Origin of the sequence: Rahnella sp. PAMC25559, from assembly GCF_050632365.1 — a bacterium.
Taxonomy (GTDB): domain Bacteria; phylum Pseudomonadota; class Gammaproteobacteria; order Enterobacterales; family Enterobacteriaceae; genus Rahnella; species Rahnella rivi.
Window position 1 is genome coordinate 2125059 of the sequence record NZ_CP192543.1, and the last position, 22807, is coordinate 2147865.

At 53.8% G+C, this 22807-nt stretch carries 22 protein-coding genes and 1 riboswitch; of the genes, 11 read left to right on the forward strand and 11 right to left on the reverse strand.

Features of this window, described 5'->3' with window-relative positions; genetic code table 11:
- Window positions 1-174: 174 nt before the first annotated feature.
- From ACQZQY_RS10995 to cspE, 5 genes are all read left to right on the forward strand, one after another.
- Window positions 175-1188, forward strand: a complete 1014-nt coding sequence (locus tag ACQZQY_RS10995; protein WP_421670414.1) for a Ppx/GppA phosphatase family protein — start codon at window positions 175-177, stop codon at window positions 1186-1188.
- Window positions 1189-1222: 34 nt separating this feature from the next.
- The gene (locus ACQZQY_RS11000) at window positions 1223-3277 is read left to right on the forward strand and encodes a prolyl oligopeptidase family serine peptidase (RefSeq protein ID WP_431297095.1); all 2055 of its coding nucleotides are present in this window, start codon (window positions 1223-1225) and stop codon (window positions 3275-3277) included.
- Window positions 3278-3484: 207 nt separating this feature from the next.
- On the forward strand, window positions 3485-4615 hold the full coding sequence (locus ACQZQY_RS11005) for an ABC transporter substrate-binding protein (protein ID WP_056771439.1): 1131 nt from the start codon (window positions 3485-3487) through the stop codon (window positions 4613-4615).
- Between the two features lie 203 nt (window positions 4616-4818).
- Window positions 4819-5559, forward strand: a complete 741-nt coding sequence (locus tag ACQZQY_RS11010; protein ID WP_431297096.1) for a DUF2076 domain-containing protein — start codon at window positions 4819-4821, stop codon at window positions 5557-5559.
- A gap of 176 nt (window positions 5560-5735) precedes the next feature.
- A complete protein-coding gene (cspE, locus tag ACQZQY_RS11015; RefSeq protein ID WP_056772010.1) occupies window positions 5736-5945 on the forward strand; it encodes a transcription antiterminator/RNA stability regulator CspE in 210 nt (69 codons plus the stop codon).
- A gap of 63 nt (window positions 5946-6008) precedes the next feature.
- Here cspE and ACQZQY_RS11020 read toward each other — a convergent pair whose 3' ends face one another.
- From ACQZQY_RS11020 to ACQZQY_RS11035, 4 genes are all read right to left on the reverse strand, one after another.
- Complete coding sequence (locus tag ACQZQY_RS11020; RefSeq protein WP_183846175.1) at window positions 6009-7196, reverse strand: multidrug effflux MFS transporter; 1188 nt, start codon at window positions 7194-7196, stop codon at window positions 6009-6011.
- Window positions 7197-7205: 9 nt separating this feature from the next.
- Window positions 7206-7862, reverse strand: a complete 657-nt coding sequence (locus ACQZQY_RS11025; RefSeq protein ID WP_122095891.1) for a TetR/AcrR family transcriptional regulator — start codon at window positions 7860-7862, stop codon at window positions 7206-7208.
- A 423-nt stretch (window positions 7863-8285) separates the two neighbouring features.
- Complete coding sequence (gene crcB / locus ACQZQY_RS11030; RefSeq protein WP_122095890.1) at window positions 8286-8669, reverse strand: fluoride efflux transporter CrcB; 384 nt, start codon at window positions 8667-8669, stop codon at window positions 8286-8288.
- A 64-nt stretch (window positions 8670-8733) separates the two neighbouring features.
- Window positions 8734-8796: riboswitch (Fluoride riboswitch) on the reverse strand.
- Window positions 8797-8818: 22 nt separating this feature from the next.
- Window positions 8819-10162 carry an aminotransferase class I/II-fold pyridoxal phosphate-dependent enzyme gene (locus ACQZQY_RS11035; protein WP_421670411.1) on the reverse strand — a complete coding sequence of 448 codons (1344 nt, stop codon included), beginning with the start codon at window positions 10160-10162 and terminating at the stop codon, window positions 8819-8821.
- A gap of 231 nt (window positions 10163-10393) precedes the next feature.
- Between ACQZQY_RS11035 and ACQZQY_RS11040 the strand changes: the two genes are divergently transcribed.
- The 6 genes from ACQZQY_RS11040 to tatA all read left to right on the forward strand — a co-directional run bounded on the left by ACQZQY_RS11040 (window position 10394) and on the right by tatA (window position 15488).
- Window positions 10394-11353 carry a nitrate ABC transporter substrate-binding protein gene (locus ACQZQY_RS11040; RefSeq protein ID WP_431297097.1) on the forward strand — a complete coding sequence of 320 codons (960 nt, stop codon included), beginning with the start codon at window positions 10394-10396 and terminating at the stop codon, window positions 11351-11353.
- 17 nt (window positions 11354-11370) lie between these two features.
- Entirely contained in the window at window positions 11371-12165 is a 795-nt protein-coding gene (locus ACQZQY_RS11045) for a deaminated glutathione amidase (protein WP_056771460.1), read from the forward strand.
- A 193-nt stretch (window positions 12166-12358) separates the two neighbouring features.
- Complete coding sequence (locus ACQZQY_RS11050; RefSeq protein ID WP_122095887.1) at window positions 12359-13267, forward strand: ABC transporter substrate-binding protein; 909 nt, start codon at window positions 12359-12361, stop codon at window positions 13265-13267.
- Window positions 13264-14247 carry an amino acid ABC transporter permease gene (locus ACQZQY_RS11055; protein WP_122095886.1) on the forward strand — a complete coding sequence of 328 codons (984 nt, stop codon included), beginning with the start codon at window positions 13264-13266 and terminating at the stop codon, window positions 14245-14247. Before ACQZQY_RS11050 ends, ACQZQY_RS11055 begins: the two co-directional genes overlap by 4 nt.
- Window positions 14244-15041 (forward strand): amino acid ABC transporter ATP-binding protein, encoded by a 798-nt coding sequence (locus ACQZQY_RS11060; protein ID WP_431297098.1) that lies wholly within the window; start codon window positions 14244-14246, stop codon window positions 15039-15041. Before ACQZQY_RS11055 ends, ACQZQY_RS11060 begins: the two co-directional genes overlap by 4 nt.
- A gap of 240 nt (window positions 15042-15281) precedes the next feature.
- The gene (gene tatA, locus ACQZQY_RS11065; protein WP_056771468.1) at window positions 15282-15488 is read left to right on the forward strand and encodes a Sec-independent protein translocase subunit TatA; all 207 of its coding nucleotides are present in this window, start codon (window positions 15282-15284) and stop codon (window positions 15486-15488) included.
- 131 nt (window positions 15489-15619) lie between these two features.
- Here the strand turns inward: tatA and lipA are convergent, their stop codons facing one another.
- From lipA to mrdB, 7 genes are all read right to left on the reverse strand, one after another.
- Complete coding sequence (lipA, locus tag ACQZQY_RS11070) at window positions 15620-16585, reverse strand: lipoyl synthase (RefSeq protein ID WP_056771471.1); 966 nt, start codon at window positions 16583-16585, stop codon at window positions 15620-15622.
- 360 nt (window positions 16586-16945) lie between these two features.
- Window positions 16946-17884: a YbeF family transcriptional regulator gene (locus ACQZQY_RS11075; RefSeq protein WP_056771474.1), complete on the reverse strand. Its 939-nt coding sequence runs from the start codon at window positions 17882-17884 to the stop codon at window positions 16946-16948.
- Window positions 17885-18052: 168 nt separating this feature from the next.
- Entirely contained in the window at window positions 18053-18751 is a 699-nt protein-coding gene (gene lipB, locus ACQZQY_RS11080; RefSeq protein WP_183846181.1) for a lipoyl(octanoyl) transferase LipB, read from the reverse strand.
- Between the two features lie 57 nt (window positions 18752-18808).
- The gene (ybeD, locus tag ACQZQY_RS11085) at window positions 18809-19072 is read right to left on the reverse strand and encodes a DUF493 family protein YbeD (RefSeq protein WP_056771481.1); all 264 of its coding nucleotides are present in this window, start codon (window positions 19070-19072) and stop codon (window positions 18809-18811) included.
- Between the two features lie 125 nt (window positions 19073-19197).
- Window positions 19198-20406 carry a D-alanyl-D-alanine carboxypeptidase DacA gene (dacA, locus tag ACQZQY_RS11090; RefSeq protein ID WP_056771485.1) on the reverse strand — a complete coding sequence of 403 codons (1209 nt, stop codon included), beginning with the start codon at window positions 20404-20406 and terminating at the stop codon, window positions 19198-19200.
- A gap of 139 nt (window positions 20407-20545) precedes the next feature.
- Window positions 20546-21679: an endolytic peptidoglycan transglycosylase RlpA gene (gene rlpA / locus ACQZQY_RS11095; protein ID WP_431297099.1), complete on the reverse strand. Its 1134-nt coding sequence runs from the start codon at window positions 21677-21679 to the stop codon at window positions 20546-20548.
- A gap of 9 nt (window positions 21680-21688) precedes the next feature.
- Window positions 21689-22801 (reverse strand): peptidoglycan glycosyltransferase MrdB, encoded by a 1113-nt coding sequence (mrdB, locus tag ACQZQY_RS11100; RefSeq protein WP_056771490.1) that lies wholly within the window; start codon window positions 22799-22801, stop codon window positions 21689-21691.
- Window positions 22802-22807: the final 6 nt, after the last annotated feature.

Genomic DNA, 22807 nt, shown 5'->3' on the forward strand with positions numbered 1-22807 from the left:
ACTCATTATTTAGGACAAAATGCAGTGTCTTTTCGCTTTTTTTATGTCTCCGGATTGCGCTTTTTGGCAAAGCCAGCGGGTAAACAGAAAGCAAAAAAGCTTGAAATCACAGCGATAAAACAGGTATTCCTGAGTGCTTTATGATTTTTGTTATATTTTTCAGGGCAGGATGAAATGAATTTCACACGTAATAGTCTTCTGGGGCTGGTACTGGCATTAAGCACTTTTTCGGCGCTGGCCAGCCAGTGTATAGAAACCCGCGCCGGTATTGATATGGGTTCGGGCACCACTAAAATTCAGGTCGCACAGGTCGATATCTGCCGTCATCAGCTGGGCAAAGTGCTGTATGAAGATCAGCGTCCGCTGGGGTTTAACGAAGATTTAGGCAAATCCGGCAACAATCAAATCAGCAGCGCGATGCAGCAGCAGGGCGTCACTGCGCTGAAAGAGATGGTGGACAAGGCCCGCACTTTCCATCCGCAACGCATCACCGGCGTAGCGACGGCGGTGTTCCGCTCTGCGTCAAACGGGCAGCAGGTGATCGACCTGTTTAACCAGCAGGCACAGGTTCAGCTGCGCATCATCACGCAGGAACAGGAAGCCGCACTGGGGTTCCTCTCGGCGAAAGCCGCACTGCATGACAACAGTGTGAAAAATGAAGATCTGCTGGTGTGGGACATCGGCGGCGGATCGATGCAGATGACGGCATTGCGTGAGCAAAACGGCAAAACGGTCACGGACATTTATCAGGGCAAACTGGCGTCGGTGACGCTGAAAGAATTTATCATCAGCGTGCTGAAGAATCAGGCGCTGGATAAAGCCGCGTCTCCGAACCCGATCGGTTCGCTGCGCAATACCGTGCTGCGTTACGTGAATTTCTATGCGAGAACGCACGTCAGCCCGCAAATCAAACAGGATGCGCAGACCCGCCGGGTGATTGGTATCGGTGGTGTTCACGGCTTTTCAGTAAAAGATCAGCTGCGTCTGGCGAACAATACTTACACGTTGGAAGATGTGCAGCGCGTGTCGAAAAATCAGGTATGGAAAGGCGACAGCGAACTCACCGGTGAATATCGCGCCACCGACGTCAGTAATTTACTGCTGGTGGAAGGCTTTATGCAGGCGCTGAACATTTCGCAGGTGACCGTGGTCAAGGCCAGCCTGATTCAGGGCATCCTGGTGCAATAACTTCGCAAACTCATGACTGAAGGAGCAGAACCGCATGACGACTGACTCAACGACCCCGCAGCAGGATGACTTTATCTGGCTGGAAGGCATACGCAACGAACAGGCGCTGGCCTGGGCGCATGAACAAAATTCGGTCACGCTGGCGGCGTTTACTCAAGGCCGCGATTTCGAGCCTCTACGCCAGAAAGTGCTTGAGGCGCTGAATTCTCCGGATCAGATCCCCGGCATCGGCAAATTCGGCCAAACCTGGTGCAATTTCTGGCAGGATGCGCAGAATCCGCGCGGCCTGCTGCGCATCACGTCGCTGGAGGAGTACCGCAAAGCCGAACCGCACTGGGAAACGCTGCTGGACATCGACGCGCTGGGCAAAGCGGAAGGGAAAGACTGGGTGTACCACGGCGTGTACCCGCTCAAACCCGATTTTAAGCGCGCGCTGATTTTTCTTTCACCCGACGGCGGTGATGCGTCGGAAGTGCGTGAGTTTGATCTGCAAACGCGCGAATTTGTCTCTGACGGCTTTTTCCTGCCGGTGGCGAAAAGTCGCACGGGCTGGATTGATCATGACCATCTGTTTGTCGCCACCGACTTCGGGGAAGATTCACTCACCGATTCCGGTTACCCGCGCATCGTGAAAATCTGGTCACGCGGCACACCGCTCAGCGAAGCCACAACGGTTTACAGCGCCGGTAAAAAAGACATGATGGCGGTCGGCTATCACGACAGTTTTAAAGGCTTCGAACACGATTATGTGGTGCGGGTGATCGACTTTTATCATCGCGAAGTGTTCCTGCTGGATGAGAAAAAGCATCTGGTCAAAATTGATGTGCCGGCCGATGCTAAATTCAGCTCGTGGCGCGAGTGGATCCTGATCCAACCTGCCAGCGAATGGCAGGTCAGCGGCGAAAGCTGGCCCTCGGGTTCTCTGCTGACCATGAATTTTGACGCTTTTATGGCCGGTGAACGCGCGCTGAAACCGCTGTTTGTGCCGACCGCACAGGATCAGCTCAGCGGATATTCCTGCACCCGCGATCACATCATTCTCAGTATCACGCGCGATGTGGTAAACCGCCTCGAAGTCCTGACGCCGGAACAGGGTGACTGGCGGCGTGAGCCGTTCGGACATGTGCCGGAACTGAGCAAAATCAATGCCTGGGGCGTGGCAGACGATTCGAACCAATATTTCATGAGTGTCAGCGGATTCCTGCAACCGGCCAGCCTGTCGCTGGGGGATCTGGACAACGGCGCACACCAGCCAGCGGAATTACTGAAACAGGATCCGTCGCATTTCGATGCGTCCCGGTATCAGGTCAGCCAGCATTTTGCGCAGTCCGACGACGGCACCCGCGTGCCTTATTTTGTTATCTGCCGCAAAGACGTGGTGTATGACGGTAAAAATCCGACGCTGTTGTACGGTTATGGCGGGTTTGAGGTGTCGCTGGATCCGTATTATCTCGGCGTCAGCGGCGTGGCGTGGTTGGATCGTGGCGGTGTATTTGTTCTGGCCAATATTCGCGGCGGGGGCGAATACGGACCGGAATGGCACAAAGCGGCGCTGAAAGAAAAACGTCTGCGGGCATATGAAGATTTCGCGTCAGTCGCCAAAGCGTTGATCGCCAGTAACATCACCTCTGCGGCGCATCTTGCCGCGCAGGGCGGCAGCAACGGCGGTCTGCTGGTCGGTAATATGCTGACGCGTTACCCGGAATTATTCGGGGCGATTGTCTGCGAAGTGCCGTTGCTGGATATGGAACGTTACACGCAGATTTCTGCCGGTGCTTCGTGGATTGCCGAGTATGGTGACCCGCAGGATCCTGAAGAGTGGGCTTTTATCCGCGAGTTCTCGCCGTATCACAACCTCTCTCCGGCAAAAAAATACCCGCCGGTGCTGTTCTCAACGGCCACCAGCGATGACCGCGTCGGGCCAGACCATGCGCGTAAAATGGCAGCGAAAATGCAGGCGATGGGTATTCCTGATGTCTATTTTTATGAGAATACCGAGGGCGGGCACAGCGCGGCGGCGGACAAGGCGCAGTCTGCCTTTAAACGGGCGATGGTGAGCGAATTCCTGCTGCGGTTTATTGGCCGGTAACCGGTTAACCGGTGCGGTAAATTTACCCTATGACTTAAGCCAAACGGGATACCTTTCAGGTATCCCGTTCATATTTCGACATGTTTTATCCTCGCTCATCCCCGCAAAACCATTGCCTCATCAATCATTCCTTGTTTATTATTTCCTCCTTTTTTGATAACAATTATCAAAATCACTTTTCATTCATTCTCATTTTCGGGGCTTTGCATGTATAAGAACACCGCTCGCGTGCTGTCTGTTGCCGGTCTGATGGCCGCATCGTTCTCCACTTTTGCCACCACGTACCCGCTTACCGTGACGGACTTAGCCGGGCAGAAAGTCACTATCGATAAAGCGCCGCAGCGCGTGATTTTGCAGGATGGCCGTGATTTGCTGGCGCTGGCGGTTCTGGATAAGGCCAATCCTTTCCAGCACGTGGTGGCATGGAACAACCTGCTGAAGAAAACCGACAGCGGCACCTGGGACATGCTGAAAAGCAAATGGCCGGAATCTGCGAAGATCCTCGATATGGGCTTCAGTGATAAAGGGCAGATTGATCTGGAAACCGTGATCGCGAAGAAACCCGATCTGATGATTGCCCAGTTACGCGCAAAAGATTCCCTGGCGCAGGCCGGTGTGCTGGATAAACTCGCCGGACTGCACATTCCGGTGGTGTTCCTGGACTACGAACTGGACCCGGCAAAAAATACCGCAGCGAGCATCGATCTGCTGGGTAAAGTGATGAATCAGGAAGACAATGCCCGTGCGTACACGCAGTTCTATAACGAGCATCTGCAGAGCATTCAGAAAGCCGTCGCGGGCATTAAAAACAAACCTAACGTCTTCATCGAACCCATTGCCGGCCGCGATGATTCCTGTTGTTTCACGCACGGCAACGCAGGCTGGGGCAAACTGATCCAGGCGGTAGAGGCCAACAATATTGGCAGTAAACTGTTGCCGGGCGCATCGGGCACCGTGTCGCTGGAGCAGGTGATCAGCATGAAGCCGGACGTGTATATCATGACCGGTTCCGCACGTCCGAAAGGCGGTTCTGTCACGCACATTCTGCCTTTCGGTTACGGCGCCGATCAGGCCAGCCTGGATAAAGAAGCGAAAGTGCTGACCTCACGTACCGGTGTGGCGCAAATTCCTGCGGTAATGAACGGCAATGTTTACGCGATTTATCACCAGTTCTATAACCATCCGTACAACATCGTCGGAATGGAATATCTGGCGAAATTTATCTATCCGCAGGAATTCAAAACCCTGGATCCTGCGAAGACGTATCACGATATCGTGCGTCAATATACCCAACTGCCGGATCAGGACTTCATCCTCGGCTGGTCAGCTAAAAAATAAGTCCGGCCTTCTCCCGCCTGCTTCCCGGCAGGCGGGTTTCCTTCTGCGCAGCACTCCCCGAACGCCATTTACATTCGTCACATTCGTTGACACTCGGTTAATTCATACTTTAATTCAATTGTATTAGTGTGATTCGTAAGTTCTGGCTGTGTGTTGCAGCGGGCGACGCACGGCGAATTACGCCATATCAACAAGGTGAATGTATGCAATCTGAAGAACAGCGTTTAATTGACGGGCTTTTTAGTCGCTTGCAACAAGCTGAGTCCAGCACTGCGCCGCGTGATGCGGAAGCGGAACGTGTGATTCAGGATCATATCCGCCAGCAGCCGTCGGCTCCTTACTACATGGCGCAGGCGATGATTATCCAGGAAGCCGCGCTGACCAAACTCAACGGCCAGGTGCAGGCGTTGCAACAGCAGATCGGGCAGTTGCAGCAGGCGCAGCAGACCAAACCCCAGAGCAGCGGTTTTCTGGCTGGACTGTTTGGCGGGGGATCTTCCCAGCCTGAACCGCAGCGCACGGCGCAGCAGGGCAGTCAGCCAATTCCCGGCACGCAGGGGTGGGGCGCGCAGCCTCAACAGCCACCGCAATATGCCGGACAACAGCCTGCACCGGCTCAGGCGGCTGCGCAGGCGCCGGGTTTTCTGGGCAGCGCGCTGCGCACGGCGGCGGGTGTGGCCGGTGGCGTGGTGCTGGCCGATATGCTGACCGGTATGTTCCATCACAGTCAGCCACAGGAAATCGTCAATATCATTGAGGAACCGCCGGTGCAGGATCTCAATCCTGCTGACAGCAGTTTTCTGGATAACAATAATCAGGGTTTCGACAGCAATCAGCCGTCCTGGGAAGATGCTTCCCTGGGCGACAACAATCTCGATTCCGGCTTCGGTTCCGATGATATGGGTTCTGATGATTTCAACGATGACGACGATTCGTTTTTCTGACGTTTCGCGACAGCACGCCGTGGATGGCTGATTTTGCAGAAGAAAGCGGCAATGAAAAGTCAGGAATGAGAGGTTTATCGCTTATTGCCATCAGAATTCTGGACAAAATGGAGATCTGTTGCTGTACTGTATTTGACACACATTTTGTGTCCAACATTCACGTAAAGGTAAGTTTGATGTCTAAGATTAAAGGTAGCGTTAAGTGGTTCAATGAATCTAAAGGTTTTGGTTTCATTACCCCTGAAGATGGCAGCAAAGATGTTTTCGTTCATTTCTCTGCTATTTCCAGCCAGGGCTTCAAGACCCTTGCTGAAGGCCAACGCGTAGAGTTCGAAATCACCAATGGTGCCAAAGGCCCGTCGGCTGCTAACGTTATCGCTATCTGACTTTAGCCGATTACTTAAAAACCCGCCGAAGCGGGTTTTTTTTTGCCTGTAATACTCAGAGTATTACGCCGCTTTTTTCACCAGCGTCATAAACAGCACGATGGCAATCGCGTAGCATCCGAGCATGGTCAGCGCCATCGAGAGCGCTGGCATACTGCCAAAACCGGTGACGGGCACGGCAATCGCACCCAGCGCAAACATGCACACGCCCAGCAGTGCCGACGCGCTGCCCGCATTTTTCCCCTGACTTTGCATCGCCAGCGATCCCGCATTCGGGCTGACAATCCCGATCACCATCACCGAGAAGAACAGCGGTATCAGCAGCATAATCAGCGGTGCGCCAAGGCTTGCGGCAATCACCAGCGCGACAGAGGCTACGGCAGCAATACACAATCCGGTTTTAACCAGCGCCATTTCGCCATAGCGACGGCTAAAGCGCGTCGATACCTGGGCTGAAATCACTAACCCGATGCCGTTAACGGCAAAACACAGGCTGAACATCTGCGGGCTGAGGTGGTAAATCTGCTGCAACACGAAGGGCGATGCGCCGATGTAGGCAAACATTCCTGCCATCACGAACCCCTGCGTCAGGCACAACCCCATAAACGGACGGTGCCTGAGCAGCGAAAAGACCGAGCCGAGCATACTGAAAATTCCGCCTTGCGAACGGCGTTCCTGCGGCAAGGTTTCATGCAGTTTCAGCGCAGCGGAAGCAAACAGCATGATGGAGATCACCGCCAGTACGCCGAAAATCCCCCGCCAGTTCATCCAGCTCAGCATCGCACCGCCCAGCACCGGCGCAATGATCGGTGCCAGCCCGTTAACCAGCATCAGTAACGCAAAGAACCGCGTGAGTTCATGCCCGTTGTATAAATCTCTGGCGACGGCGCGGGACAATACCGCGCCACCGGCACCGGCGATCCCCTGCAATAAGCGGGCGACGATCAGCTGATGGATATCCTGCGCCATGGCGCACCACACCGACGCCGCCAGCAGCAGAGCCAGCGACCATAACAGCGGGCGAATACGGCCATAACGATCGCTGAGCGGACCAAAGATCAGCTGGCCGAAACCGAGGCCGAGTAAACCGGCAGTGAGGCTTAGCTGGGCGCTGGCGGTCGAGGTATTCAGTTCTCCGGCCAGCTCCGGCAGAGCCGGTAAATACAGGTCGGTACACAACGGGCCGAGAGCCGCGAGTGAGCCGAGAACCAGGGCGTAGCCGAGGCGTTTTTCATGCAAGTGAGCGCTCATGGTGAAGAGTTATTCCGGTTTGGGGGAGAGAAAATCCGTGTTGAACAGATCCTGAAAGTAGCGATGGTATAAGGCTTCCAGGCGTTCTGCATCAGCGTGAGCGGTGGTCAGGCGGCGGAATGCGGTGCCTTCGCAGATGACCGCCAGGCTTTCCACTTTCGCGGTCATTTCGGCATCTGAAAACTGCGGGAAACTTTTACTTAAGAAGGATTTTGCTTCATTGAACAGTTGTTTTTCTGAGTCACGCCAGATCTTCTCTACCACCGGATTGCGGGTCGCTTCGGCAGCGACTTCGAGCATCAGGGCGTGATCTATTTCGGCCTGTTCTTTTTGTTCCATGCAAATGTCTTCTTTAAACGGCGAGCTCAGATTGCCGATGCGCCGGTGCGCCAGATTGTGCGCTACCTGCTGTAAATTATGGGCATTGCCGGTGATCAGCTGAATTTTATTCGTCACCATCCGGCGAACAATTTCTTCGATGATGGCGTCTTTATTGTCGAAGTAGCGGTAAATCTGTCCCACGCTGAGCTGTGACGTTTTGGCGATTTCAGCCATACCGGCACCGTGAAAACCATGTTTGCGAAAACACAGGCGGGCGGCGGCGATGATCTGGTCACGTCGGGCGTTGATGCGCGCGTCTTTAGTGCAGGTTTGTGGGGCAAGCATGGATGTCCTGGCGGGTCGCTGTTAATGAGTGTGAACGATCATTCTCAATTATAGGCAATAAGGTCCGGCAGGTAAATATTTGTATGATGAAGACGGCGAAACGGCGCATTCCAGAGAAATGCGCCGTCAGCGAAAAGAGGGGGCATCACAACCTGCAGGCGGTGTGATTAAGCGAAGTACGCCTGGAAAAAAGCGGCGACGGTCAGGACGCAAAGGGCCACAACCAGATATTCGGATGACGTTTTTGGAACAGAAAACATGGCATACCTCATGTGTACATGAATGAACCGGAATTGATGCTGGCCATTATCACGGCAGAACATGAAGGAAACATTAAGACAAAGGAGAGGAAGCGGAACGCAGGTCACAAAATGAAGCCACGGCGGCGTCTCAGAGCAGAAAAGAGATCGCCGCCGGGGTGAGTCAGTGCGCGCTGTACCAACTGACCAGTGCAAACGCCAGCAGGGTCATGGCGAGTGAACCGGCGAGATTGAGCGCCATATTGAGTAAGGCTGCGCCAAAACGACCGTCCTGCAACATGTACACCACTTCGAGCGAGAAGGTGGAAAACGTGGTTAACCCGCCGCAAAAGCCGGTGGTGATCAGCATTTTCCATACCGGATCAAGATGCGTCATCCGGCTGAAAATGGCGATACACAGCCCGATGATAAATGCGCCGACCAGATTGACCGTCAGTGTGCCGGCCGGCAGCACCGGGCTCATTCCGTTCATTTTCAGGCTGACATACCAACGGACAACGCTGCCAATACCGCCGCCAATAAAAACTGCAAGTAAGGTGCTGAACATAGAAAACCTTATAAACAGAGAAAAAACAGAAAGGTCCGGGCACGATGCTACGAACCTCTCGCGAGATTGCGTAGACATCATCAGCCGGTAAAGGCGGTTTGGGAGGAATGTCATCTCCATACAGCAGGGGCTGATTTTAGCGTAAAACGTCAGCCCATCGCCAGCACAATGGCATCGGCAATCAGATCGACTTTATCTGCGTGGATCTGGCTGGTGCTGATGCGGATAAACTGCCCCGGTCCGATGCGGCAGCGCTCGCCCGGCAACACGGCGATACCGCGTGCGGCCAGCGTCACCAGCGCGAACTGCTCTGACGGCACCGGGATCCACATCGCCAGCCCGTCGCGCTCAGGGATGTTCACACCGCGGATGCGCAGGGCATCTGACATTGCCTTGCGCCGTGCGGCATAAATCGCTTTGGCATGCGTAATCCCTTCCTGAGTGTTCTGATCCTTAATCAGCCATGCCAGCGCTTGTTGCAAAATACGGCTCGACCAGCCTGCGCCAAAGTTGCGGAAAGATTTGATTTGCTTAACAAGATCTTCAGAACCGGAAAGCACGGCCAGCCGTAAATCCGGGCCATAGGCTTTTGAATAGGAGCGCACGTGCACGGTGCGCTCCGGCAGAACGCTGCCCATGCTGACCGGCGGATAGGCGGAGAGCTGTCCGATACCATCGTCTTCGATAATCAGCGCATTGCTCCCGGCGAGAATGGCCGCCAGCGCCGCAAAACGTTCTGCATCAGGTGCATGGCCGCAATGGGAATGAGTGCGGGGCTGGAAAATAAATGCCGACGGGTTTTTGGCCAGCGCGTGGCTCAGTGATTCCGGCGTCGGGCCGAATTCATCACATTTCACCGGCACCACCTGCGCGCCGAGATTATCCAGCATATCCAGCAATCGCGTGGCCGTCGGGTCTTCAATCGCGACCACTGAGCCCTGCATCAGTAAGGTTTGCAGTGCCAGATTCATCGCATCGAACCCGCCGTCAGCCGCCATAAACGCCGGTGCGTCATACGGCCAGTCAGGTTTCACCGCCTCCAGTAATGCCGGAGCAATGGCTTCGCGCTGATAACTGTTGAGGTTATCGGCGCTGACCCCTTGCTGCATGGCTTCATGCAGATCTGGCAACAGCGCGGGATCGGGTGAAGACAGCGCCAGATCGGCGATGATGTGCTCGCCAAAGTTACCGATTTTTTCAAAACGGGCAGGGCGCGGTGAAAGCATGTCGCCGCAAACCCAGACGCCATTTCTGCCGCGTCCGGCAATGACTTTTTGCCGACGCAGCTGGCCCCAGGCGGCGGAAACCGTGGCCGGGCTGACGCCTAACGCCTGCGCCAGCTCACGAACGGCAGGCAGATGGGTACCAATTTCAATCACGCCCGAGCGGATCAGCGCCGCCGTTTCAATCGCGATACCCCGCATTGAACGGTCCTGCAATTGTATTGCTAACCATTCTGCGTCCAGCGTTTTTTCCGGGGAGTTTTCTGCCATTTTTCTGCCTTTTGTTCAGTAACAAAGATTCTATTGTACATATTAATTTATGCCATTAGTATCAAACTTAGCCAACGGAGGCGATAAAATAATCATGCTGTCGTGAACATCATCTCCTTCGTAAAAGAATCTAATGCGTTTGTGGACGAGTTTGTGAACGAATGATGAACAAACTGCGCAACGCAGCATTGTCTTTCTGCATATCAAATGCTGACACTTAAGGGGATAGATGTGACGATTACCATCAGGCTGGCCGTTCGTGACTGGGATTATTTTACGCCACTGGCGTTGGGCGATCTTAAACCTGAAGGGTTTACCCTCGAGATTGATCGTGTGGGTACGCTGGTCGATAACCTGGCGACCAGCGAGAAGTACGACGCCGGTGAAGTCTCTTTCAGCCGTTATGCCCAGGGCCGCGCCCGTGGTGAAACCGATCTGCTGGCCATACCGCACTTCCTGATGCGCGGTTTTCGTCAGCGCTGCATTATCACCCGCGAAGACAGTCCGCTGACCGAGCTGTCGCAACTGGCGGGTAAACGCATCGGCCTTACCGGCTGGCAGGATTCAGGCAATACCTGGACCCGTACTCTGCTGGCGCTGGAAGGCGTGGGTATCGAAGACGCTAACTGGTACGTGGGCCGTCTGACGCAGGCGCACCCGATTGTTGATCGTCTGGCGGGTTTTGGCCGCGAAGGGCGCATCGAAGCGGTTCCGGGCGAACGCCCTATGATGGAACTGTTGCAGGAAGGCTGGCTGGACGCGATCTTCACGCCATTTATGCCTGAAGGCTTCTTTAAACCGGATTCCGGTTTCCGTCAGTTCCAGCCGGATTTCCGTGCGGCTGAACTGGCCTATTTTAACCGCGTGGGTTACATCCCCGGTATTCACTTACTGGCGATCAAACCGGCGCTGGCTGAAGCTCATCCCTGGCTGCCGCAGGCGTTAAGCGACATTATCGATCAGTCTTATGAACTCTGGATGGATAAGCGCGCGAAATACGCCGATACCACGCCGTGGTTGCTGGATGATTTACGCCGCACTGTGGTTGATTTGCCTGCGAACTGGAATGCAAACGGTTTCGCCGCCAACGAAAAAATGATCGACGATTTTGCTTATGAATTACATGCCCAGGGGCTGACCGCTCAGCGCCTGACGCCGGCAGATTTGTTCCCGCAATTTGCCACCCGTTAATGGCCGGAGAAATTACGATGAAAGTTGCATTAGGTCAGTTTGCCGTTTCCCGCGAGTGGGAAGCTAACGTAGAAACCTGCCTTTCGCTGATGGCGAAATCCCTGGAAGCAGGCGCAGATTTGCTGGTGCTGCCGGAAGGTATTCTGGCACGCGATATCACTGATCCGGATTTAGTTCTCAAAGCCGCACAACCGCTGGACGGCCCGTTTGTCAGCCAGTTGCTGGCCGCCAGTCGTGGCAATCAGATGACCACCATGATGAGCGTGCATACGCCTGCGCCAGACAATCGTGCCTATAACGTGCTGATTTCTATCCGCAATGGCGAAATTATTTCGCAATACCGCAAGCTGCATTTGTATGACGCTTTCTCGTCTCAGGAATCCAAGAACGTCACCGCGGGCGATGATGTGCCGCCGCTGGTTGAGGTAGCCGGGTTTAACATTGGCCTGATGACCTGTTACGACGTGCGTTTCCCGGAGCTGGCGCGCCGTCTGGTGCTGGATGGCGCAGACGTGCTGGTGCTGCCTGCTGCCTGGGTAAAAGGTCCGCTGAAAGAAATGCATTGGGACATGCTGGTCTCGGTTCGCGCGCTGGAAAATACCAGTTACATGGTGGCAGTGGGTGAATGTGGCGAGCGTAATATCGGCAACAGTATGGTGGTGGATCCGCTGGGCGTGGCGATTGCCCGCGCCGCCGAGGCGCCCGCCCTGATATTTGCCGAGCTGGACAAAGCACGTCTGGCACATGCCCGAAAAGTGTTGCCGGTGCTGGCAAACCGTCGTTTTGGTTTGCCGCAGCTGCACAACGACTGAGCCTGATCCGGCCGGTCCTCAACGGCTGATATTCAGTACTCAAGGCAGTAACGCGAGCGCCTCACCAGGGAACTCGTTGTAAAGAAAGACCCCAAAAATATCACTCAAAAGAAGTTCGCCACGGAAGGCTCCAATTATAAATACACAACATTCATAAACTCACAGACTGATTTTTTACACAGAGGAATAAGAGATGATGGCAAAACAATTACGTCAGGCCGCGGTGCTGACTGCTGCTTTACTTTCCGTGTCTTCCTTAAATGCTTTTGCTGCTGAAAGTGTTGCGATCCCGACTCAGACGATGGACCCGGCGATCCACGCCAAATTACCTGCGGACATTCAGAAGTCGGGTGTGATGACCTCTGTGAATAATGGCTCTTTCCCTCCTTATGAAATCGTGACCGGCAGCAACGGCCTCGACGGCGCGAGTGCCGATTTGTCCCATGCGCTGGGAGAAGTGCTGGGTGTCAAAATTGAACATGCCTCGGTGACCGGTTTGTCCGGGATCCTCAGCGGTATGGCCGCTGGCCGCTACCAGATGGGCATCGGCCCGATTGGCGATTATCCTGATCGTCAGGCTAAGAATGATTTCGTCGATTTCGTCAAAGAGTTCGTTGTGTTTGGTGTGCGTAAAGGCAACCCGGAAAAGATCAATGCCCTCGGCGATACCTGCGGCAAACGCATTGCCGTGATGGCGGGGGGATCAGCGGAACAGGTTATCCGCAAGCAGTCTGAGGTGTGCGTGAAAGACGGCAAACCTGCCGTGACCGTGCAATCTTTCAGCGATCAGCCAACCTCCATTCTGGCGGTGCGTTCCAACCGCTCTGACGCATTCTTCTCTTCTCAGGCGCCGCTGACCTATTTTGTTGAGAAAGCCAATGGCCAGCTGGAACTGACCGGTACCGGCCAGCCGAATGGTTTCGGTGATATTTTCCAGGGGACGGTGGTGCCGAAAGACTCAGCGGTGCGGGATGCGATTCTCGCCGGTTATCAGAAGCTGTTTGATAACGGTACCTATGCCATCATCATGAAAAAATGGGGTCTGGAAGGCAACATGATCCAGGCACCGGGCATCAATCTGGCAAAGGCACAACCTAAATGACCGATAAAACGTATAGTTTAAAGCCGGCAGTCAAGGACGACTATACGCAGGATCCACGTCGTAACGTTGAGTTCTCCCATGCGCCACGCAGCGTTGGCCGCTGGGTAGCATGGATTGTGGTGCTGCTGATCGCCGCGGATGTTCTCTGGGGCATCTCGCAGAATAAAAACTTTGAATGGCACGTTGTTGCCCAGTGGTTCACGGAAGGTACGGTGATTAAAGGTCTGGGCGTCACGCTCGGCCTGACCGTCGTTTCAATGGTGCTCGGTGTGTTCATTGGTCTGATGCTGGCGATAGCGCGTTTGTCGAACAGCTTATTGCTGCGGCAGCTGGCGGGGCTTTATATCTGGTTTTTCCGGGGTACCCCGCTGCTGGTTCAGCTGTTGTTCTGGTACAACATGTCGACGTTGTTCCCGCGCGTGGTGTTGGGCATTCCGTTTGGCCCTGAATACATGAGCTGGAATACCAACGATTTGATCACACCTCTGACGGCCGCCATTGCGGGGCTGGCGCTGAATGAGGCCGCGTACATGGCAGAAATCATTCGCGCCGGTTTGCTGTCAGTTGATAACGGTCAGGCTGAAACGGCCCAGGCATTTGGCATGAGCCGTGGCCGTGCGCTGCGCCGGATCATTATTCCTCAGGCCATGCGCTCGATCATTCCGCCTACCGGTAACCAGCTGATCAGTATGATCAAAGCGACGTCGCTGGTCAGCGTCATTGCCATGGGTGACCTGTTATATTCGGTGCAAACCGTTTACAACCGGACCTTTGAAGTGGTGCCGATGCTGATGGTTGCGGTGATCTGGTATCTGTTTATCACGTCGTTGCTTAACCTCGGACAGTCCGCCATCGAGCGTTACTACTCCCGTGGCACGCGCCGCACGTTGCCCAGCGTGAAGCGCCGTCAACATGCTGCGGAAGAAAAGGCCGCGCCGATCATGAATTCACCGGGCATGGCCCGAAAGGAGGACTTATGAGTCATTTCCCCTCCGACATCGGGTCATCGGAACCGGCGTCACTGGTGGTTGCCCGTAACGTGCATAAAAGTTACGGCGACAATGAAGTGCTGAAAGGCATAGATCTGGATGTGAAACCCAGCGAAGTTGTGGTAATCCTCGGGCCTTCGGGCTCGGGTAAATCGACATTTCTGCGCTGTATCAATCATCTGGAAGATATCGATCGCGGTTCAATCATGGTGGGTGGCGAGCAGATCGGGTATGAGCTGCGTGGCGAGCGGCTGCATAAATTGTCTGAACGGGCGATTGCACGCCAGCGCCGGGATATCGGTATGGTGTTCCAGCAATTCAATCTTTATCCGCACATGACCGTGCTGCAAAATATTATCGAAGCCCCGGTTGGCGTGCATAAAGAGTCGCGGCAGGAGGCGGAAAAATATGCCCACGAGCTGCTGGAAAAGGTCGGTCTGAGCGATAAAGCCGATGCTTATCCGCGCCATCTCTCTGGCGGACAGCAACAGCGTGTGGCGATTGCCCGCGCGCTGGCGGTGAAACCTAAACTGATGCTGTTCGATGAGCCGACCTCGGCGCTCGACCCGGAACTGGTGGGCGAAGTGCTGTCGACCATGCGGGATCTGGCGAAGCAGGGCTTAACGATGATTGTTGTGACGCATGAAATAGGTTTTGCGAAAGAGGCGGCAGACCGCGTGGTGTTTATGGATCGCGGTGTTGTGGTCGAACAGGGAACGGCGGGCGAAGTGCTGGTTAATCCACAGCATCCGCGCACGCAGGCCTTCTTAAGCCGCTTTATCTGACGGGCAGCGGTGCAACAAAATCCGGGTCAACATCAAGTTTGCAGCGTATTTCCTCCACCTGATGGCAGAAGTGCTTTATGAGCAGGCGGTTCTCGCTCATAATCGCCGTCGCTGGTCATAATGCGCACAATACTGGATCCGTTCTGTTACATTTTCGGTTTGTATTAGCGTCGTGAATGGCCGTTAATAATGACAGGTTGTTACCGCTGTTTTCTGGCACTCAGTGTAAAGAAGGTATGTATGGAAGGTCTAAGTATTACTAAATTGTTAGTGGTCGGCGTGCTGATCGTTCTGTTGTTCGGTACCAGCAAGTTGCGCTCTCTGGGCGGTGACCTGGGTGCTGCACTGCGTGGGTTTAAGAAAGCGATGAATGATGATGCTACCCCGGCACCTGCGACAGCTGAAAAAACGGCTGAAGAAGAAAAGCGCGTAGAGCATAAAGACTGAGTATTCCGTACTGAAGTCTCTGGCGTGGCGGCCAAAATAAAAAAGGTTGTTCTCGCGAACAACCTTTTTTGCATTCAGGCATAAAGAAGTAACAAAATATTAAGCGCTTAAGGTGACTTCAGCGCCTCAGATTATTTAACTTCCATCCCTTTCGCTTGCAGATCGGCGTGATAAGACGAACGCACGAACGGGCCGCAGGCCGCGTGAGTGAAGCCCATTTCCATCGCGGCTTCTTTCATCTGATCGAACTCTTCCGGGCTTACGTAACGTTGCACTGGCAGGTGGTGACGGCTTGGCTGAAGGTACTGGCCGAGCGTCAGCATGGTCACCCCGTGACGACGCAGATCGCGCATCACTTCGATAATTTCTTCGTTAGTTTCACCCAGACCCACCATCAGGCCTGACTTGGTAGGCACTTCCGGATGCGCTTCTTTGAAACGTTGCAGCAGGGTCAGCGACCACTCGTAGTTTGCCCCCGGACGCACCTGGCGGTAAACGCGAGGAACGTTTTCCAGGTTGTGGTTGAAGACGTCTGGCGGTGTCTCATTGAGAATGTCCAGCGCGCGATCCATACGACCACGGAAATCAGGCACCAGCGTTTCGATTTTAATCGTCGGGTTTTTGAGACGAATGGCGGCAATACAATCGGCAAAGTGCTGAGCACCGCCGTCGCGCAGATCGTCACGGTCAACCGAGGTGATCACCACATAACGCAGGCCCATATCCGCAATGGTCTGTGCCAGTTTTTCAGGCTCGTTAGTGTCTGGCGCGGTCGGGCGTCCATGGGCTACGTCGCAGAACGGGCAGCGGCGCGTACAAATGGCGCCGAGGATCATAAAGGTCGCGGTACCGTGGTTGAAGCATTCTGACAGATTCGGGCAGGCCGCTTCCTCACAAACGGAGTGCAGGCCGTTCTTGCGCAGTGCCGCTTTGATGCCCTGAATTTTGGATGAGTCGGCAGGCAATTTGATTTTCATCCATGCCGGCTTACGTAACATTTCCTGCCGGTCGCTGACCACGGTTTTCACCGGGATTAACGCCATCTTATCTGCATCGCGGTATTTAACGCCGCGTTCCATCTGAATCGGTTTACTCATAGTCTTGCAGCTTCCAGGTTTGTCTCTCGTAACTCGAGATTTTTCAGGACATTCAATGAACTGGCTGATTCATCAAAAAAAGTAGAAATAATGCGGAAATTATATCATTGAAGCATCACTTCGTTCAGCCCTTCGTCATGACATGAAGTGCTAAATGCTGCAAATATTTAACCTGAGTCACACCCTGAAGAGATAATCGCGGGTTATGCATTATCATAATCAACTGAAAGTAAAAGGTATTTACCGGGTGTGGCGGGCGAGGCAGGAGGGTGTTAATGGTGTGTAAATTTTTAACTGCCCGTGGAAATTTACAACAGGAAAACCGGTATTTCCCCGGGCGTCGGGTTTATCTTTCAGACGTTACGAACGAGAACGCTTTTCCTGCCCGGCGAACGCAACATCAATAGCATCGATAATCATGCTCAAGGTTTTGTCGCTCTTGGCGGTTTTGTTGTAATACATGATCACGCTGTATGACAGTGTGGGAATTTCGCAGCTCAGTTTTTGCACTTTGAACGTGGGGGCGAACATATCCACCATCTTTTCCGGCAAAATGCCCAGCAGATCAGTATTGGCAACCATTGAGAGAATATTGATCGCGTTATAGCTGGTGAACACAATCGGGCGATCGGGCAAGGATTCACTGAGCTCAAACTGCATTCTTCTCAGGTCGCTGGCATTGGTCATGATCGTCGTTTGCGGCATGGTCAGCGCCTGTTCAGTCGTCAGCGTTTTGCTCACGGTCGGATGGTTCTCGCGGCACACAAATACGGTGTGATCCGACATCAGCGTGCAGCCCCTGAGCGATTTGTTGAACAACGGGCTGGTGTCGATCACTAAATCGGCACGGTGCTGGATCAGCGTATCTTCAGGATCACTGAGCGGAAGGTGCTTCAGGGTGTAGTTACAGTTTATTTTCTCAAGTTCTTTGAGGATCAGCGGGAAAGTAATCAGCGCAATGTAGGGGAAACAACTCACCGTCAGTACGCGAGATTTATCATTATCATGCGTGAAGTCCAGCCCGGTGAGAATGGCGCTGAGTCCCTGACTGATGTGTTTATGCAAATTAGTGGCATAGGCTGTCGGGCTGATGCCCTGGCCGTTGCGAATAAACAAAGGATCAGGGAAGGTATTGCGTAGCTTTTGAATAGACTGGCTGACCGACGACGGGGTCAGGTTCAGCGCTTTTGCTGCATGAACAATGCCTTTGTGCAGATACACCGCTTCAAAAACTGTCAGCAGGTTGAGATCCAAATTGCGGAGCTTATTCAGGCTGGCACTAATATCTTTATCATCCATAAAACATTCCTGACAGTGTTGAAGACTGTCCCGGCGTGCGGGTGGCCGGGGGTGCGCTTATCCGTAAGCGATCAGATGCTTTGCGATACTTAACCCGGTGATACTAAACCAAATCTCGCCGTAAAACTCGTTATTAGTCGTTTTGCCTGCCTGATACACAATCTGGCATCACAGGGTGGGGGAGGAATATGCCTCCGGCCGCCATGGAAGATCATCAACCTGCAGATAATTAAGTTGATGATTAAAAGATTTTACCAGTACAGGCATGACGTCATCAACCGTCAGCCCCGGCTTCTCAAGACTGGCCTGCGTCATTTCCAGCCCGGCGTAACCGCAAGGGTTGATACGATGGAAAGGTTCCAGATCCATATCAATGTTCAGCGCCAGACCATGCAGTGAGCATCCTTTGCGAATGCGCAGCCCGAGAGAGCAGATTTTTTTGCCATCGACGTAGACACCCGGCGCATCGGCACGCGGATAGGCATCAATGGAAAAATGCGCCAGCGTATCGACAACGGTCTGTTCGATGGCGGTAACTAGCTGGCGTACGCCGAGCTTTTTCCGCTTCAAATCTACCATCACGTACATCACCTGCTGGCCGGGGCCGTGGTAGGTCACCTGGCCGCCGCGATCGCTCTGGACAACAGGAATATCACCCGGCATCAGCACGTGTTCTGCTTTGCCCGCCTGACCCTGAGTAAAGACGCGGTGATGCTGAACCAGCCAGATCTCATCAAAAGAGTCGGCTGTACGGTGTTCAGTGAAATGATGCATAGCCAGTGAAACCGGTTCATAAGGCTGCAGGCCAAGCTGGCGCAGTACGATACGTTCTTGCGGATTTTGTGATTGCACGGCGGTTATCGTCATCAGAAGGGAGAAAACCGCGCGAGAGAATAGCTCAGGCGCGGATCATTCAGAAAGGGCTTACAGCACCATGCGGACAATTTCGATATTACCCAGCTCATCGTACAGGGTTTCGACCTGATCGATGTGCGTGGCAGTGATCGTAATAGAAACGGAGTGGAAATTCCCTTTGCTGCTCGGTTTTACCTGAGGATTGTAATCGCCAGGCGCATGGCGTTGCACGACTTCCACAACCTGGTCCACCAGCTCGGGTTGTGCCAGGCCCATTACTTTGTAGGTAAAGGTGCAAGGGAATTCGAGCAGTTCGTTCAGTTTGGTTTTCATGTGCACTCCAGCGTGTTGTACCGCGTATTAAGTATTGTCTCTGAAAGTATAACTCCCGCCGGAGCGGGAGCTAATATCTATACCCACTATATGGGTACTGTTGCAAACTATTTCAAGCAGGCAAATTAACCAAACCAGTGATGGAACATCAGTTTGATGTAATCCACGATACGCCCGAAGAAACCGCCTTCTTTCACTTCGTTCATGACAACCAGAGGGCGCTCATCAATGGTTTTGCCATCAAGCTGGAAGTTGATCGAGCCGACCACCTGATTTTTCTGCAATGGTGCGTGCAGTTCTGGGGTATTGATGACGTAACTGGCTTTCAAATCTTTCATACGACCGCGAGGGATGGTCAGGTAAGCATCTTTTTCCACGCCCAGCGCCACACGATCGGTATCACCAAACCAGACGGGTTCAGATGCGAACTCTTTGCCTGCTTTGAGCGGAGAAACGGTTTCGAAGAAACGGAAGCCCCAGGTCAGCAGCTTTTTGCTTTCAACTTCACGCCCTTTGTAGGTGTGACCACCCATCACTGCTGAGATCAGACGCATCTGGCCTTCAGTCGCCGAAGCCACCAGGTTGTAACCTGCAGATTCGGTATGACCGGTTTTGATGCCATCCACGTTCAGGCTGTTATCCCACAGTAAACCGTTACGGTTCATCTGGCGGATATTGTTGAAGGTGAATTCTTTCTCTTTGTAGGTGGCGTACTCTTCCGGCACATCGCGGATCAGTGCCTGGCCGATTAACGCCATATCACGCGCCGAGCTGTACTGGCCTTCCGCATCCAGACCATGAACTGTACCGAAGTGGGTATTTTTCAGGCCGAGCGCGTTGACGTAGTTATTCATCATGGCAACGAAGGCGTCCTGACTGCCGGCGACATGGTCAGCCATCGCCACGCAGGCATCATTACCTGATTGTAAAATAATGCCACGGTTCAGTTCAGAAACAGGTACGCGATCGCCCGGTTTGAGGAACATCAGGGAAGAGCCTTTGAAGACCGGGTTGCCGGTTGCCCAGGCATCCTGGCCGACGGTGACGATATCGGTCGGGCTGATTTTACCTGCTTTGATAGACTGACCGATCACGTAGCTGGTCATCATTTTAGTCAGGCTGGCCGGGTCACGACGGGCATCGGCATTCATTTCTGCCAACACTTTGCCGGAGTTGTAGTCGATCAGGACATAGGCTTCTGCATCAATTTGCGGAACGCCAGGGATCATTGTTTTTAAATTAACATCGTCGGCGTAAGCGGACGCTGCACTGAAGGAGATGACGGTGCCAAATGCGAGGCTTTTGACGAGACGTGAAGTGTTTACAAGTTTCATGATCGGGACAACAACATCCGTAGGAGTAGGTGATAAACGTGCGTCACTATAGCAGAAGAGTCAGACGTCAGACATCTGCGATTACCGGCGCTTACTGATTTTTACTTATGAAACAGGGCTTACGCCCTGTTCCAATCGGTTACATACCGGCTGTGACGAAGGATTGCTGCTGTGCTTCGCTGGCCAGTCGTTGTTTCAACTGTTCGGCCTGCTGGCGGGTGCTGAACGGGCCGAGCTGCACGCGATAGGTGCTGCCATTGGCCTGAACTTTTCCTGGCACCGAGAAACGCTGGCTGAGGCTTTTCTGCCAAAGCTGTGCATTTTGCGGATTACTCAGCGCGCCAACCTGAACCATGTAGCCTGAGGTCGGGATGGCAGACGTGTGCGCAGGCGCGGCCACGGCAGCCGTCGCGGCGACAGGCGCTGCACTGGCCATTACCGGTGCGGCGACAGGTTCACTGCTTTCAAGAACGCCATTACGCAGCGGCGTCGGTGCACTGAGGAAACCTCCACTGCCGCTGTTACCGGATTGCGTCGTGGCCGTGACGTTGGCATTTCCACTCTCATCATTTGTGAGCGGGGCAGCGCCTGGATTGCTCAGCGTACTGTTGCTGATCGGACGGACATCCGCAGCATTTACCGGTTCAGCAGACAGTGTTGGCGTGCCCATTTCACTGGCCCCTAAACTCGGGCGCGCAGGCAATGCGTAAGACTGTTTGGCGACGGTCGTGCCGATGGTGCCCGGCCCTGTCATCGTGCCGTCCTGCGCCACATTAATGAAATCGATACGTACTTTCGTGCTGTTGGTCAGATTCAGGCGATCGGCGGCGGCTTGTGACAGGTCAATAATTTTACCCGGCACATAAGGACCACGGTCATTGACACGCACGACCAGCATGCGGCCGGTTGCCATGTTCGTCACGCGCACATAGCTTGGGATCGGCAGTGTAGGGTGAGCGGCGGTCATGGCGGTCGGATCAAATTCTTCGCCAATCGCGGTCGTGTTCCCGCCGTTTTCTTGCCCGTACCAGGCTGCCTGACCTACCTGCGAGAAGTTGGACGGATCTTTGACGATTTTATAGGTTTTACCGTTAACGGTATATTCCTGCATCGTGCCCTGGTTATAAGGTTCGTAACGCGGATCAGCCCCGCCGATTTCTACCACAGGGCCATTGTAGGCTTGCTGCGGTGCCGGTTGTTGCTGTGTCTCTTCAGTGGCACAACCACTTAACAGCAAACCGATAATGACAGCTCCAAGCCACTCCTTACGCATTGCTCACCTCTATAAATTTTTTGACATCATTTTTCGATGAGTATGTATCGACATGACGATACCAAACCCTGCCATTAGCACGATGAGTGCTGACCCGCCATAGCTGACCAGAGGCAAAGGTACCCCAACCACCGGGACAATACCACTGACCATGCCGATGTTAACAAACACATAGACAAACAGTATAAGCATCAGGCCGCCGGACATCACCCGCCCGAAGGTTGTCTGGGCATGGGCGGCGATCATCAGTCCGCGCATAATCAGGCATAAGTACAGGCCGAGTAACACCAGAACGCCAATCAGCCCCAGTTCCTCGGCAAGCACGGCAAAGATAAAGTCGGTATGGCGTTCCGGCAGGAATTCCAGCTGGGACTGGGTGCCGTGCAGCCAGCCTTTACCGGAGAAACCACCTGAGCCGATGGCAATTTTCGACTGAATAATGTGATAGCCCGCCCCGAGCGGATCGCTTTCCGGATCCAGCAACATCATCACGCGGTCGCGCTGATAATCGTGCATCAGGAAGAACCACAGAATCGGGATAAAGGCCGCGACCAGAATGGCGGCGACGGCAATCAGTTTCCAGCTCATGCCTGACAGGAAGAGCACAAACAAGCCGGAAGCAGCGATGAGAATCGAGGTGCCGAGGTCGGGCTGTGCCGCCACCAGCAGGGTAGGGATGAAAATCAGCGCCAGCGCAATGGCGGTATTTTTCAGCGAAGGCGGGCAGACGTCGCGGTTGATAAAACGCGCCACCATAAGCGGTACGGCGATTTTTGCCAGTTCTGACGGCTGGAATTTGATGATGCCCAGATCCAGCCAGCGCTGTGCGCCTTTACTGATACTGCCGAACGCATCTACCAGCACCAGCAGGAATACGCAGAAAATATAGAGATACGGCGCCCAGCTTTCATAGACGCGTGGCGGGATTTGCGCCATGACCAGCATGATCACCAGACCCATCAGGATCTGGCCGACTTTACGTTCCATCATGCCCATATCCTGACCGCTGGCGCTCCACATCACGAACGCACTGTAGGTCAGTAGCGCAAGAATGATCAGCAGCATCGTCAGGTCGATATGCATTTTCGACCACAATGATCTTTTTTGTTGGTTCTCAGTCATTGCCGG

What these genes read in the sequence shown, in the direction of transcription:
- ACQZQY_RS11020 (WP_183846175.1), bottom strand. Translation starts at nt 7,196, where the DNA reads ATGAGCGCTCACTTGCATGAAAAACGCCTCGGCTACGCCCTGGTTCTC.
- ACQZQY_RS11050 (WP_122095887.1), top strand. Translation starts at nt 12,359, where the DNA reads ATGATGGCAAAACAATTACGTCAGGCCGCGGTGCTGACTGCTGCTTTA.
- ACQZQY_RS11075 (WP_056771474.1), bottom strand. Translation starts at nt 17,884, where the DNA reads ATGGATGATAAAGATATTAGTGCCAGCCTGAATAAGCTCCGCAATTTG.
- mrdB (WP_056771490.1), bottom strand. Translation starts at nt 22,801, where the DNA reads ATGACTGAGAACCAACAAAAAAGATCATTGTGGTCGAAAATGCATATC.
- ACQZQY_RS11060 (WP_431297098.1), top strand. Translation starts at nt 14,244, where the DNA reads ATGAGTCATTTCCCCTCCGACATCGGGTCATCGGAACCGGCGTCACTG.
- crcB (WP_122095890.1), bottom strand. Translation starts at nt 8,669, where the DNA reads ATGTTCAGCACCTTACTTGCAGTTTTTATTGGCGGCGGTATTGGCAGC.
- ACQZQY_RS11025 (WP_122095891.1), bottom strand. Translation starts at nt 7,862, where the DNA reads ATGCTTGCCCCACAAACCTGCACTAAAGACGCGCGCATCAACGCCCGA.
- ybeD (WP_056771481.1), bottom strand. Translation starts at nt 19,072, where the DNA reads ATGAAAACCAAACTGAACGAACTGCTCGAATTCCCTTGCACCTTTACC.
- ACQZQY_RS11005 (WP_056771439.1), top strand. Translation starts at nt 3,485, where the DNA reads ATGTATAAGAACACCGCTCGCGTGCTGTCTGTTGCCGGTCTGATGGCC.
- ACQZQY_RS11000 (WP_431297095.1), top strand. Translation starts at nt 1,223, where the DNA reads ATGACGACTGACTCAACGACCCCGCAGCAGGATGACTTTATCTGGCTG.
- ACQZQY_RS11035 (WP_421670411.1), bottom strand. Translation starts at nt 10,162, where the DNA reads ATGGCAGAAAACTCCCCGGAAAAAACGCTGGACGCAGAATGGTTAGCA.
- cspE (WP_056772010.1), top strand. Translation starts at nt 5,736, where the DNA reads ATGTCTAAGATTAAAGGTAGCGTTAAGTGGTTCAATGAATCTAAAGGT.
- lipB (WP_183846181.1), bottom strand. Translation starts at nt 18,751, where the DNA reads ATGACGATAACCGCCGTGCAATCACAAAATCCGCAAGAACGTATCGTA.
- rlpA (WP_431297099.1), bottom strand. Translation starts at nt 21,679, where the DNA reads ATGCGTAAGGAGTGGCTTGGAGCTGTCATTATCGGTTTGCTGTTAAGT.
- dacA (WP_056771485.1), bottom strand. Translation starts at nt 20,406, where the DNA reads ATGAAACTTGTAAACACTTCACGTCTCGTCAAAAGCCTCGCATTTGGC.
- tatA (WP_056771468.1), top strand. Translation starts at nt 15,282, where the DNA reads ATGGAAGGTCTAAGTATTACTAAATTGTTAGTGGTCGGCGTGCTGATC.
- lipA (WP_056771471.1), bottom strand. Translation starts at nt 16,585, where the DNA reads ATGAGTAAACCGATTCAGATGGAACGCGGCGTTAAATACCGCGATGCA.
- ACQZQY_RS11045 (WP_056771460.1), top strand. Translation starts at nt 11,371, where the DNA reads ATGAAAGTTGCATTAGGTCAGTTTGCCGTTTCCCGCGAGTGGGAAGCT.
- ACQZQY_RS11055 (WP_122095886.1), top strand. Translation starts at nt 13,264, where the DNA reads ATGACCGATAAAACGTATAGTTTAAAGCCGGCAGTCAAGGACGACTAT.
- ACQZQY_RS11010 (WP_431297096.1), top strand. Translation starts at nt 4,819, where the DNA reads ATGCAATCTGAAGAACAGCGTTTAATTGACGGGCTTTTTAGTCGCTTG.
- ACQZQY_RS10995 (WP_421670414.1), top strand. Translation starts at nt 175, where the DNA reads ATGAATTTCACACGTAATAGTCTTCTGGGGCTGGTACTGGCATTAAGC.